Source organism: Ignatzschineria larvae DSM 13226 (genome assembly GCF_038500265.1).
Classification (GTDB): Bacteria; Pseudomonadota; Gammaproteobacteria; order Cardiobacteriales; family Wohlfahrtiimonadaceae; genus Ignatzschineria; species Ignatzschineria larvae.
Map to the genome: position 1 here is coordinate 2241109 of NZ_CP150637.1, position 13636 is coordinate 2254744.

General features: G+C 40.3%; 11 protein-coding genes and 3 tRNA genes. 5 read left to right on the plus strand and 9 right to left on the minus strand.

Translation table 11 applies throughout. The annotated features are described in order from the left end of the window. Positions 1-287: 287 nt before the first annotated feature. Positions 288-1019, minus strand: coding sequence for a tetratricopeptide repeat protein (locus WMO13_RS09270; RefSeq protein WP_026878851.1), 732 nt, complete (start codon positions 1017-1019; stop codon positions 288-290). Positions 1020-1124: 105 nt separating this feature from the next. After that, positions 1125-3476, minus strand: coding sequence for a penicillin-binding protein 1B (gene mrcB, locus WMO13_RS09275; protein ID WP_084331474.1), 2352 nt, complete (start codon positions 3474-3476; stop codon positions 1125-1127). A gap of 314 nt (positions 3477-3790) precedes the next feature. Here mrcB and WMO13_RS09280 point away from each other — a divergent pair, with 314 nt between their 5' ends. The 3 genes from WMO13_RS09280 to WMO13_RS09290 all read left to right on the plus strand — a co-directional run bounded on the left by WMO13_RS09280 (position 3791) and on the right by WMO13_RS09290 (position 6030). Further along, positions 3791-4636, plus strand: a complete 846-nt coding sequence (locus WMO13_RS09280; protein WP_026878853.1) for a transporter associated domain-containing protein — start codon at positions 3791-3793, stop codon at positions 4634-4636. A 173-nt stretch (positions 4637-4809) separates the two neighbouring features. Further along, a tRNA-Asn gene (locus tag WMO13_RS09285) sits at positions 4810-4886 on the plus strand. Positions 4887-5079: 193 nt separating this feature from the next. Then, entirely contained in the window at positions 5080-6030 is a 951-nt protein-coding gene (locus WMO13_RS09290; protein WP_026878854.1) for a TAXI family TRAP transporter solute-binding subunit, read from the plus strand. Between the two features lie 12 nt (positions 6031-6042). Here the strand turns inward: WMO13_RS09290 and miaA are convergent, their stop codons facing one another. Then, on the minus strand, positions 6043-6975 hold the full coding sequence (gene miaA / locus WMO13_RS09295) for a tRNA (adenosine(37)-N6)-dimethylallyltransferase MiaA (protein ID WP_026878855.1): 933 nt from the start codon (positions 6973-6975) through the stop codon (positions 6043-6045). A gap of 63 nt (positions 6976-7038) precedes the next feature. On the opposite strand from miaA, the gene WMO13_RS09300 reads away from it, so the two are divergent. Beyond that, entirely contained in the window at positions 7039-8007 is a 969-nt protein-coding gene (locus WMO13_RS09300; protein ID WP_026878856.1) for a KamA family radical SAM protein, read from the plus strand. Between the two features lie 25 nt (positions 8008-8032). Here the strand turns inward: WMO13_RS09300 and hflD are convergent, their stop codons facing one another. Then, entirely contained in the window at positions 8033-8635 is a 603-nt protein-coding gene (gene hflD / locus WMO13_RS09305) for a high frequency lysogenization protein HflD (protein ID WP_026878857.1), read from the minus strand. Positions 8636-8892: 257 nt separating this feature from the next. After that, positions 8893-10443 (minus strand): class I SAM-dependent methyltransferase, encoded by a 1551-nt coding sequence (locus tag WMO13_RS09310; RefSeq protein ID WP_026878858.1) that lies wholly within the window; start codon positions 10441-10443, stop codon positions 8893-8895. Positions 10444-10713: 270 nt separating this feature from the next. On the opposite strand from WMO13_RS09310, the gene WMO13_RS09315 reads away from it, so the two are divergent. Further along, positions 10714-10788, plus strand: a tRNA-Gln gene (locus WMO13_RS09315). 282 nt (positions 10789-11070) lie between these two features. Here WMO13_RS09315 and WMO13_RS09320 read toward each other — a convergent pair. The 4 genes from WMO13_RS09320 to smpB form a co-directional block, all read right to left on the minus strand. After that, positions 11071-11147: transfer RNA gene (locus WMO13_RS09320), tRNA-Arg, on the minus strand. A 273-nt stretch (positions 11148-11420) separates the two neighbouring features. After that, on the minus strand, positions 11421-11801 hold the full coding sequence (locus WMO13_RS09325) for a SirB2 family protein (RefSeq protein ID WP_034855632.1): 381 nt from the start codon (positions 11799-11801) through the stop codon (positions 11421-11423). Between the two features lie 104 nt (positions 11802-11905). Beyond that, positions 11906-12856: a D-2-hydroxyacid dehydrogenase gene (locus tag WMO13_RS09330; protein WP_026878860.1), complete on the minus strand. Its 951-nt coding sequence runs from the start codon at positions 12854-12856 to the stop codon at positions 11906-11908. Between the two features lie 178 nt (positions 12857-13034). After that, a complete protein-coding gene (smpB, locus tag WMO13_RS09335; protein ID WP_026878861.1) occupies positions 13035-13511 on the minus strand; it encodes an SsrA-binding protein SmpB in 477 nt (158 codons plus the stop codon). Between the last annotated feature and the right edge of the window lie 125 nt (positions 13512-13636).

A 13636-nucleotide genomic window follows, 5' to 3' on the forward strand; every position in this document is an offset into this window, starting at 1 on the left:
CACTACCGATATTTATGTAATTATTATTCTTAACGTATTGTTCTTAAGGTGTTTTTATTAAAGTTACTCTTAACAATTATGTGCTTAACAAATTGTTCTTAACAAATTGCTTTTAGCAAATTGCTTTTAGCAAATTGCTTTTAAAGTAACTTTATTTTGAAACTATTTTTAAACCACTTTCAAACATAATCTAAAATGCAGATTAGCCCAAGAGACAATCGTCCAGTGGGCTAGATCATTACATCTATAATGTTTTGCTGAAAGCTACTTAAATTATCATGCGCGATCTAGTTACCCGCTGATCGAGCACTTTGTGCCGCTGCGATAATTTGGCGATTGCGTTGAATAAGCTCTTCATTTTGCGTAAAGCTAATAGATTTATTCGCCATCTGTTCGGCCGCTGCATAATTTTTCTGATGTAGGCGAATTTGCGCTAAATCATACCAAATACTTGCATTTCTCGGCTCTAGACGAACAGCACGCTCAAGTGAACTTGCTGCTTTATCTAAACGATTTTCAGATACGGCTTTACGTGCATCTTCGAGCAATGTTTTTACTGCATTATTGCCTGCTGCAGGGGCTGGTGCTTGAGCTGTTGGCGCTGTGGCCACTGGGGCTTGCGCTACAGGTTGTGCGGGCGCAGGTGCAACAGTTGTGCCGCCATAATTAGGCTGCGGGACTGTCGCATTTGGCGCCGGCATTGGGTATCCACTATTAGTACTATTCGCCGCAACTGGCCAATTAGCCGTAGGCTCTGGAAAAACAGGCTCATTAGGCACTGTGCTAGCGCCGTTTTGTGGTGCTTGCATTCCAAGGAAGCCCATTTCATTGCTTTGAGGCGCTTGAACAGCTGGAGCATCATTTAATGCATAGGCTGTCGCTGTTCCATCAGTACCTGAAAAAGTGGGTTGTTGATAAGGTTGACCTTGTACAGGACGGACACGCGCACCTTGTGGCGCCGTTCCGGCACAAGCCGTCAATACGAGTAAACTCATTAAAAAAATGGCATTTCTTTTCACGAAAATATCCTTAAACTAAATTCTGTTGCATGATCAATAATGCATATAATGTTGCACTAATTTATCACAAGTTAACAGTTTAATACAGTGAGTGTTTTACCTCTATTAATCAAAAATAAATCCACCTGATTCTGGCGTCGGTACTGTATAACATTCCGTCGCAAACATCGGTTGATATCCTGAAATAAAAGGAAGTGTTCGAATCTTAGTATCTGGGCAAGCAGTCATCGGCGGTAACAAGCCCGTTGAGAGATCTACGGCCACATCAATCACGTCAGAAGGGCGTGATTGGGCAATATCTTCTAAATAGAGGTTTTTCATCGCATTCGCCCAAATAGGGAGCGCGCCAGCCGTACCGGTTAAACGATGAATCGATTTATTATCATCTCGCCCAACCCAAGTCACAGCAGTGTAATTGCCAGTAAATCCAGCAAACCAGCTATCACGATAATCATTCGTTGTCCCTGTCTTCGCCGCCATTTTCACATTTCCGACACTATTCCGGACAGATCCGGCTGTCCCCTGAGAGACGACCTCCATCATCGCTTGTGTAATCAAATAGTTGGGCGCCGAATCAATAGCCTGTATTGGGTCTACTTCTAATTGCGCTAACAAATTACTACGCATATCTGTCACCTCACGAATTGCTCTAAGTGGTGTAAAATACCCGCCATTTGCAATTGTTGAGTACATCTGTGCCACTTCAATCGGCGGCAAATCTACAGCACCAAGAAGAGAAGCCGGTACTGCTGGTAATGTATATTTTATAGGATTTACACCGACACGATAGAGCGTATCCACCACATTTTCAAGACCAATATCAAGCCCTACTCGTATCACAGGTAAGTTATATGATTTCGCTAATGCCGTAATTAAAGGCACCCATCCATGTAGTCGCCGATCATAGTTATTCGGCTCCCATATTTTCCCACCTACAGGTAGACTCACCGGTGAGGCATCATCAAGGGGGGTTGCTAATGAGTAGCGACTTGGTTCTTCAAGCGCTCGCAGGTAAACAAAAGGTTTCACTAATGAGCCAATTGGACGATTGGTATTGAGTGCTCTATTGAATCCTGCTTGTCGCACATTACGATCCCCAACAATCGCAGAGATTTCCCCGGTATTATTCTTCGCAATGACGATTGCCCCTTGTAGAATATTCGAAGAGAGCCCTCTATTTTTCTCAATTTGCGTTAATGTCTCAACCACAGATTTTTCCGCATAGTCCTGCACAATCGGGTCGAGCGTTGTGAAGATACGAAGCCCACCTGCTTTAAGCTGATCTGCACTATATTGCGCTTTGAGCTGTTTATAAACAAGCTCGATAAACGCCGGGAATTTAGTATTCGCCGGTGGTGGATTCTCTAAAATCTTAAGCGGTTCGGCTTTCACCAACGCACCATCTTCGGCACTCAGTAACCCCTGATCTACCAATACATCAATAATGAGATTACGACGTTTAATGGCTACTTCAGGGTGACGACGGGGATTATAACTACTCGGACTTGGAATGACTGCGACAAGCGTTGCAATCTCACCGATAGAGAGTTCATTGACTGGCTTTCCAAAGAAAAATTCACTGGCTAAACCAAAGCCATGAATCGCCCGGTCTCCATCTTGCGATAGGTAAATTTCATTAATATAAGCCTCTAAAATTTCATCTTTATCAAAGCGCCAATCTAAGACAATTGCATAGAACATCTCTTGAATTTTTCGTTCTAATGTTTTTTCATTGGTCAAAAAGTAGTTTTTAACCAATTGTTGCGTAAGAGTTGATCCCCCTTGAACATTGCGCCCTGCTTTAAAGTTGGTCACAACTGCTCGGAGAATCCCTTTCGGATTAATACCAAAATGTTGGTAATAGGATCGATCTTCCATCGCAAGCAACGTATCAATTAACATCGGTGGAATATCTTCCCGCTTCAGTAAAATACGATCCTCATTATGAGTAGGGTAGATTGAAGCAATCAACAGAGGTTCAATACGAGTCAAAGAGAGTTCATGCCCGGTTGCACGGTCAATCACCTTAGAGATGGTATTTTTATTAAAAAAGACCTCTAGCGTGTGAGATTCTTCAGTACCATCACTATAGGTAAATGGACGAGTATGAATCGTTACTATATTCTTCGCCTCATCAAAATGAAAAGTTCCTGGTTGAGAGACCGATTTTGTTGGTCGATAAAGAATCCACTCAAGCTCTTGAAGTAGATCTTTCGATTTAAGATGCTGCCCTGCAAAGAGTTCTAAGGGCCGAGCATAAACCCGCGCCGGAAGCGCCCATTGCCGATTTTCAAATTCAGGCGTCACTTCATGATCTGCCTTAATAATAAAATAAGCAAATATCGGTAAAGATAACAGCGCAAAAATTACAATAATGGAAATGATTAATCGCATTAGATAAGCAATTGCACGATTCACACGTTCACCGAATGTAAGATATTTCTTTTTGTCTTTCATAAAGATAGATAAACCAACAATAATGAGAAGTTTTCATTGACAGAACCCATCCTTGAGTGCTGTTCAAAAATACTTCTAGTGGTGTAAATTAGGTGGCAAAACAGAAAATTGACCTACCGCAAGTATGGCATTATATAAGATACTATCTTTAATGAAAAATATACTTTTTCCTGCTTTATAGAGTAGTATTTTACAATGTAACAGTATAATCTAGATAAAAATAGTCGCTATGATAATGAATATTATCGTAAATAGCGTCCTGATTAATATTTCAAAAACCCTGTAAATTAGTCCATAGAGGTAAAGTTAAGACAATGACTGATGACGGAAGTAGGAAAGGCGAATCTTGGTTGCAACGATTAGGGTTCGATAAACATAAAGACGTAACAATCGATACATTATTACGTGACTGTGAGGAAGTTAGAGCACAAGGACTTATTAGCGATGATTCAGCAGAGATGATCCGCGCTATTATCGCTGGCTCTAATCAAATCGTACGAGACATCATGATCCCTCGAGCCAAAATGGTGACCATCTCCATCGATGAAGCACCAGAGGTAATTATGGATCGTATTATTGCTTCGGGACACTCACGTTTTCCAGTACTTTCAGAAAATCATGAAGAGATTATGGGGATTTTACTCTCTAAAGATCTCCTTCCTTATGTAGGCGAATCTTCACTTGATATTAAGTCGCTAATTCGCCCTGTAGAATATGTACCTGAAGGAAAATTTATTACGGCGCTCATTAATGATTTTCGAATGAAACGAATTCATCTCGCCTTAGTAGTGGATGAATTTGGCTCAGTATCAGGATTAATTACCATTGAAGATCTCTTAGAACAGATCGTCGGCGATATCGATGATGAACATGACCGTAAAGAGGAACCTCAAGAGTTTGTCAAAATTATTGGTGAAAATCTCTATCAAGTCAATGCGCTAATTCCACTTGAAGAGTTTAACGCTTATTTTGATCGACACTACGAAGAGGAAGATGTTGAAACGCTAGGCGGATTGATCATGATGACAGCCGGAAGCTTACCACCGGAAAACACGATTGTGGAACTTGATGATATGACATTTAAGATTCTTCCCTTTAGTGGCAACTATTTAGAAGCGGTTGAACTCACTTTTAATAGCGAGCAGCTTAATAATAGTTAATCCCATCAGAGAGGAAATAATGAGGCATTCATTCAAGCATCAGATAGTCTCTTTATGATCGATAAAAAAGCGGTAAAACAGGGAGAAGAGCGCTTCAATTGTCTATTTTTTCAACAAATGAGTTTTCTTGTTTGACAAAAGAGGACTTCTCCCTTAAGATGACAATCCTTAATTCCTCGATAGCTCAGTTGGTAGTAGCACTTGACTGTTAATCAAGGGGTCCCTGGTTCGAGCCCAGGTCGAGGAGCCAAATTAAGTGAAGCCTGAATCAATGATTCAGGCTTTTTTATTGCCTGCAACGACCTAATCATTTCATTCCTCACTAGCTTCAGCTAAAATAACGCTTCATATCAATGATTCATCTATCATCAACAGATCCATCAATGATAAAAAATAGTGCTAAACAATAATAAGATCGAAGACTAATTGAAGGGTATCATCTAATGAAAACTTCTTTACTAAAATGGCTCGCCTTTGTAGGGCTTTTATTCAGCCTCGCAATGGCTCAAGCGGAACATGAGATCAAAATATTACGCCAAACACCCTCTGAACTTGATCGTATGATAAGCAGCCACCTCTGTTACAGCTATGAGCTACTTCACCCCTCTCATCGGTGTCAAGAATATTATGCGGAACAAGGGGAACTCTCAACCAAAGAGTTAGTCGATTTCGACTTTATTATTACCTCTGAACAGTATTTCAATAACTCACTAGCACAACAATTTCAACTACTCATTCCTCTCTATCAACAAGCTTTTATTGCCGTCACACGAGAACCCTCTCAAGATAAACTCTTTTCAAATCAACTCAATTACGGCGTATTAAATCAACCGCTACAAAAAATTGTTCTCAAAGATGTTCTAAAAGCGCTCAATCTATCCCCCCAAAAACTAGCCATTACGCCATTAGATCAAAATGCACTTGTTGACCAATTTTGCAGTTTTGATATCAATGTGGCTTTTATCACCAGTATTCAACCAAGCCAAATTATCCGCCAACTCAACACTCTTTGTGACGGTATTCCTGTTTCCATCGTGAACAACCTTCCTAAGAACTTTTTTCAGCGTCACCGCTATCTCTACCAAACAACAATTCCTAAATCTTACTATTGGCGTATTCCGCACGATATTGAAACACTTAGCGTGCGTTATTTACTTGCGATCAATCAAAATTCCATTGATGAAAGCGAATTAACAGAAATATTGAGCAACTTCATTCAAGAGCTTGATTACACGCGAGGATTAGCCATCTCTGAACGCTCGATTAGCGAAAATGCAGAAAACTTACAATCAACTCTCCATCCGCTAGGTGAAGCATTACTATTACAGCTAACGGAAAAGCATCAGAAATCCACAGATACGAATCCCCCTACGGACGTAACAGATACACCTTAATATCTATCTAAGTTATCGCAAAAATTGCATTACATTCTGAGATAAATCTGATAGAAAATTCGGCTTCCCCACATCATAAGTTAAGAGATCCACCTCCCGACGAAGCCAGGTTCGTTGGCGCTTAGCATATTGTCGTGTCGCAATAATCGCAAGCTTAACTGCGTCTTCTAATGAGGTTTCACCTTCCAAATAATTCCAAATCTGCCGATAACCCACCGCTCGCATAGAAGGGTAGTCAAGATCAAGCTCAGGGTACATTTGTCGCAAGCGCTCAACCTCCGCCACCAAACCTCGCTCAATCATCGCCTGATAGCGCAAGGCAATTTGTTGATTGCGTTTCTTCTCATCATGATTCGCGAGCGCAAGTTTTATAAAAGGATAGGGTAAACCGGCCTGTTTCGGTAAACTCCAAAAATAGGTTAATGGCTTTCCTGTCTCATAATAGACACTCAATGCGCGCACAACCCGCTGAGAATCATTAGGATTTAATCTTACCCCACTTTCAGGATCGACTTCTGACAATATTTGATGCAATGCCGGTGAGCCTTCTAACTCAAGCTTTTCTGCTAAATCATCTAAAATCGACTGAGATACCGATGGAATAGGCGAGATCCCCTCAAGCAAAGACTGAAAATAGAGAAATGTGCCGCCGACCAATAAGGGAATCTTGCCGGCATTAAAGCTCTCTTCTATCGCCACCAAGGCATCTCGGCGAAAATCAGCCGTCGAATAACGCTCTGTCGGATCACAAATATCCACCAATTGATGGGGATATTGATCGAGCGTTTGTGCATCAGGCTTTGCTGTGCCGATATCCATTCCTCGGTAAATCATTGCCGAATCTACAGAGATAATCTGAATAGGTAACTGATCAGATAGGCGCATGGCTACCTCCGTTTTGCCGGTTGCCGTTGGCCCCATCAAACAAATAACTCTCTTATTCATCTAAAATCCCTTATGATATGATTCACGCTTAAATACCCTATAACAGAGGAGTAGTATACCGTAATGAGTCGATATTGGACGAATCTTGCCGATCTTTATGAAGAAGGGTTGCTCACAGAAACCGCTGAGCTTATAGAAGTTGCAAAAGCATTTCAAATCAAGATCAGCCCCACGATACAAAAGCAACTCGAAAATGTCACAGCTGACGAGAGAGACGCTTTAATTCGGCAATTTATCCCTTCTCCCTTAGAAGCGAATATTCTCCCCACAGAACTCGATGACCCCATCGGCGACCGACGTTTTACCCCGATCCCCGGCGTTGTCCATCGCTATAAAGATCGTGCATTACTTAAAATTACCCAACTCTGTGAAGTCTATTGCCGATTCTGTTTCCGCAAAGAGATGATTGGTCAAAAAGGTGCAACCCTTTCAGAGTCAGAACTAAAAGCTGCCATCACCTATTTTCAAGCGCACACTGAACTATGGGAAGTGATCTTAACTGGGGGTGATCCACTTATTCTCTCCGCTCGGCGCTTGCAGATCGTATTTGAAGCCCTATGCACAATTCCTCATATTCAAAATATCCGGATTCATAGCCGAATTCCGATTATCTCACCGGAAAAAATCACTCCTGAGCTACTCATGCTACTAGAGAATTGTATAGATCAAGGTAAAGCCATTACCCTTGTGATTCATGCCAATCACGCTTCTGAGTTTTCAGAGGATGCAAAAATAATCCTCAAAAAACTACGAAAAGCCGGCGTATTACTACTCTCGCAATCTGTTTTACTCAAAGACATTAATGATTCAATTCAGGCATTAACAGCCCTTATGCGCGCCTTTATTATCAATGGTATTAAACCCTATTATCTCCATCAAATGGATTTAGCACGCGGAACTAGCCACTTTGTAGTAGAAGAGGCACGCGCAATTAAATTAGTGGAAACATTACGACAAGAGATCTCCGGCATCTGCATTCCCCGCCTTATTGTGGAAATCCCCGAAGGCGAAGGCAAACGCGCACTTGCTTAATCTTCCATCATTGAGCAAGTCTACTTTAGATTTCTAACAGAATCTGCTGGGCAGTTTGTGGTAAGTTATTCCAAGGCCAAAGTAACTTAAACTTACTCCCTCCATATTGTCGCCATAACATCGCTGAACGAATCCCGGAAAGCAGAATCGCTCGAATCTCATTCGCAATGTAGGCTTGACTTAAAATATTCTGCTCGCCTCTTACCATAATTTTAGGCGACAGTTTACTTAATGTTTGACTATAGAGGTCTGCAATGCCGGCGATCATATTCTCATGACCAATCTCAAAATGCTGCAATCTTCCCGAGAGAGACTCTAACCCCGCACCCAATAAATTGAGCATAGCGCTATCTTTACTTAAGTTTTTTTCTAAGGCGATTAGCGAGTAGAAATAGATTTTCGCTTGTGCTGAAGTATTTTGCAATCCATTTGCGAAAGCTTGTAAACCAGGTTGAATATTGGCAATCCCATCATAGACATCATCAATATTTTCTGGATGTAATACAAAAATACTATGCAACAATGGATTTCGTACCTCATTTTGAATCGACCCTGTAGTTGCCAAACGATCCACCAAAATAGCAGCTTGCATAACCGCCGACAACGCAATGACCTGATTCCGATTCATCTCCCTCTCCTCTAACCGCTCTATTTAATTTTTAATACTCAACATTCGTTTCATACCCTAATGAATATTAGCAGATATTCGATAAAAGCTCGACATCAAAACTCGACATCAAATCTCGATATTGAGGCTTGTTAAATCCTGTAAAATTCGATCATTTCAAATATAAAAAGCGCCAAGAAAATGATCCTTGACGCTTCATTGTTCGAATCACAATTAATCGAAACAATACATTCAACTAAAAATACTTATATGAACTCTTATATGAACTTCATATGCTTCCAAATAGAGGCGTATTTCTTCGCTTCAGGAATCTGTTTCCGCACAAAGAGTTCAATACTCTCTTCTCGATTACAAGACTCAGAGGAGTTCTCCTTACGAGCATAAACATTCAGTTTATCCATAAAGTCAAACATCGCTTCGGCAATCTCTTGATCATTCATCGTCGGATTCTCTGACACCACTTTCATATAAGCAACATAAATCATCCCCATTTTTGAGTAACCTGCCCCTAATACGGGAGAAGCTAAATAATTAATACCTCTTCTCGGCATCAAGTTATGAATGATATAGTCATTGTACTGTTGACTCCTAGCCACGACAGACTGATCTGGCACGGGATTATTTACGATTGCAAAATCGCCTCTTTGTATTTTAACTACCAATACTTTTAGGAGATCATTCCAGCCATAGTTAGAAGGAAGCACTTCTAAAAGCTCAGCAAAACTTTTCGGCCGATAATCCTCAGCACACAAACAATCCGCAATAGGATCAAAAAGATCGCTTTTAATCTCCATCGTTCCTGATTTAAACATCTTATTCTCAAGCTCTTCCCGAAAACCAAAAGAGATAAAATACCACTCTTTTAAGCGATCTAACTGCTGCTGCCCATTTAGACGGTACCCCCCTTTCATAAAGAGATCTTTTCTAAAAGTCTCTTTAACAAAAGTATCATGCCACATCTCTCGATCGAGAATAGATTGAGTCGCTAAAAAGGTTTTCACTGACTCCGAGAAGCGATAAGCATCTATAATTTCATTAAAATTCATACTTCCGATAAAACTGAGCTTCGCATCATCAAAATATTGCGCTACTTCCTCTAACGTCATCGGTTTCCAATGCTCATTCAAATACTCGTGAATCAGATAATTGTAATTACCAGAATTCACCTGCTTCTTAATGCCATTCCAACTCACTTTAAGTGGCGGATTATTCTCTAATAGCTCAGGGAACTGTGTAAAAATCCCCTCAAAATGCGCAAATGTCTTCTCCGCTTTTTCTCGAGGCGAACCGGATAAGCCGCCGTAATAGCGATGCAATCTATTTTTCCATTCTACAAAATGATTATGCCCCGCACTACAGTTATAACTAATGTGGAATAATCCCCCTGGCTTTAAAAACTTTTTCACGATCTCAACAATAAAGCGTTGATTACTCTCACTAATCCAACTCCAGACACCATGAATAGCAATAGTATCGCATTGAGGGATATCATCTCGTTGCAATAATTCTTCAAAGCTTTGATCCGTAAAATTTACCTGAACGCCGGAATGGGAAGAGATTAGATTGGCAAATGCAATATGACTTGGATTGAAATCATTTCCAAAATACAGTCCTTTATGAGAAACAGCATGAATATTCGCCGACAACCCTTGCCCGATACCAAGTTCAAGATGTACATCATGATCACTTTCAGGCTTAACATCATAACCATGCACAAGTGCAGCAAAGCGCATTTGCGTTGGGCTTAAATTAGGGTAATAACCAAATGTATACTCAATATCTGTACGGTAACCATCATTCCACAACATATTCCCATCCTTTCAATCAGTCCACTATCACTAAGCCCAAGGGTTATTAAATCCCCCTTAAAATTTAAGGCCATATTTTAACTTACAACGAACAAAGACACTAATCTGTTTTTAACAATTATATAAAAATAATTTTACATAACATAAAAACACAATCAGTCCGTCAAGCTAACATTACAATTAAAAAAATTGATTCTTTATATAGCAAAAAGCTTGATGAAATATTTTTACATGGTAGAATCTTCATTCTCATATGAATGAGAACATATTTGGGCTATAGCCAAGCGGTAAGGCAGCGGGTTTTGATCCCGCCATTCCCAGGTTCGAATCCTGGTAGCCCAGCCATATTAGAAGAGCACTGCAATTAGATTGCAGTGCTCTTTTCGTTAAAATTCAATATTCAGCTCGCAAATGCAATTATCACTCTCTACAAGCCGTCAATATCGCATATCCTAATTGTAAGAGATTTAATGTGGAGGATGATAAAAAAGCCTTTCACAAGCTTCTTGTCTAATTAAAGTTGATATCGCCATATTAAGACCCCTTTGTGTCCAATATATCGATACCACTCTAAATTGTAGATAAAGAAAAACCCGTAATAACATTGGTTGTTACGGGTTATCTATATGGCGCGCCCAGAAGGAGTCGAACCTCCGACCGCCTGGTTCGTAGCCAGGTACTCTATCCAGCTGAGCTATGGGCGCTTAACTAAGATGTGTAGTATACATCAGAATTTGCCTTCTTCAACAATTTGATCACTCTTTGCGCAATATTTTTTACATCTTTTTGCAACTATCAACTCAACCAATTGTTTTTAAAGAATTTAAAATACAGTAATTTTATCATGCTTTTGCTTACAAGCGTGCATCGAATATCATTGAGAAACTAAAAGCAGATCTTATCTTTTTCTAACTTGTGCACTAAATAAGCATAATTTTACCCAAGCAAACAAAAAATCATCCCAATTCGAGAATTGACTAATAGATAAAAGGCTTCTCAATCGCCATATAGACCACCCCCATCGCCATACTATTTGAGATTAAATAAGCAATAAGACGTGTCGAAAGCACAAACTTTTGACGCATAGCGAAAATTGCAAAGAGAATATAGAGCACCATAAAAAGTAATTTCAAAGCTAACCAACCACCGCCTGGTGCAAAAGGATTAATGTGCAGTATTACGGCCAATAACACCCCAGTCAATAGCAAAAAAGTATCGACAATATGGGGAATAATACGCGCCCATTTCGGCCTAGAGACTAAAAAGTATTTCCAAAAACGAAAGTTGAAGAAGATAATCGAAAAGAAGGCAAGCATAATATGCGTGTGCTTAATGCCCATATAGTAAGTTGCTAACATCATAATTCCTTTTAAATTTAAAAATGGATCAATCAAGGCCGATCACAAATTTCGACCTATAATCAATTAGATTATCAATCAGATTAAAATTTGCCTCCCCCAATTTAACTCACAACGTTAACGGGGTTCCCAGCGACAAATTGATTGATGTTATTCTCTAACAAATGCACTAAAGTTGCTAATGCTTCTTCACTCGCAAAGGCTGTATGTGGCGTTAAAATAAAATTCCCTAAATCCTTAGCTAATAAAGGATGATTCGCTTTGGGCGGTTCTGTCGTCAGCACATCCACGCCGGCACCGCCAATTCTGTTTTCTCTCAAGGCTTCTGCAAGCGCCTCTTCATCCACTAACCCGCCCCGACTCACATTGAGTAAAATTGCCCCGGGTTTCATCTGCGTTAACTCTTCATAGCCGATTAAATTACGTGTGCTCTCTGTTAAGGGTAAGTGTAATGAGAATACATCACTATGCGCTAATACCGATTTAAATGACTGATAGCCTGCGCGCACCTCTTTTGCATCTTTATGCTCGGCAAAAAGTACCTGCATACCAAAACTCTCGGCGTATTGCGCGAATTGTTGCCCGATGCTCCCTTTACCGGCAATCCCTAATGTTTTACCTTTTAATTCAAAAATAGGCGCGCCAAAAATCGTAAAGAAAGGCGATTTTTGCCATGCTCCCTCTCGAATTTGTGCCTCATAAAGCGGTAAGCGGTGCATCAAAGCAATCATCATCATAAAGGCATGCTCTGCTACTGCCACTTGGCTATAGCCCGCGACATTACAGACTGTAACGCCTAATTCTCGCGCGGCCTCTATATCAATCATGTTGTAGCCTGTTGCTGCAACGGCGATTAGTTTCAATTGAGGATTCGCTTCCATTGCCGCTCGATTAATCGGAATTTTATTAGTAATGGCAATTTCATGGCCTTGTAATGCTTTTGAGACTTCATCATGAGGACAATTATCAATCTCCGTCAGAGTATAGGGGAAATTAAAGCGCAGCTTTCCTCGCGTTAAAGTCCCTTGATCTAAAAAAACAATACTTCTATTCATCGTCATATCTCTACTCCTTATCTCATTATGTGTCATATCCTTCCCCACCTTACCATTCTCTTATAGGAAGCTCTAGCCTTCTCCTACAATAAGAAAAACCCTCTATATCGCAATATAGAAGGTTCCCTTATTCATTCTCGCCAATCCTACGATTTAACAATTATGATTATGATCATAATTAACGATTATCATGACGTAAAATCCGTTGTTTTTCACGATTCCAATCACGCTCTTTCAGGGTTGCTCGTTTATCGTGAGCTTTCTTACCTTTCGCTAACCCGATCTCTACTTTCACTAAACCCCGTTTCCAATAGAGACTCAGAGGTACCAATGTATAACCTTTTTGATCCACGGCGCCCATTAAACGATCGATTTCTTTGCGATGAAGCAGTAATTTACGCGTTCTTGTATCATCTGCATACACATGCGTTGAAGCGGAATTGAGGGGGGGAATATGCGAGCCGATGAGATAAACTTCACCATCACGAATATAGACATAAGCTTCCGACAACTGCCCACGTCCATCACGTAAACTCTTTACTTCCCAACCATGAAGCGAGATCCCTGCTTCGATTTTCTCTTCAATAAAATAATCATGATAAGCACGTTTATTGCCGGCGATCTGCCCACTCGTGTTACCTTTTTTCTTAGCCATAATAGATATTTCCTATGATAAATCCACGCATAGTCCATGTCATCTTCAAAATTTGATATTAGATTTTCTGTTTAATTCCTGCTTTCTTGCGTTCAATCAAGCTTATCTCTATTTTCTTTAGCGTT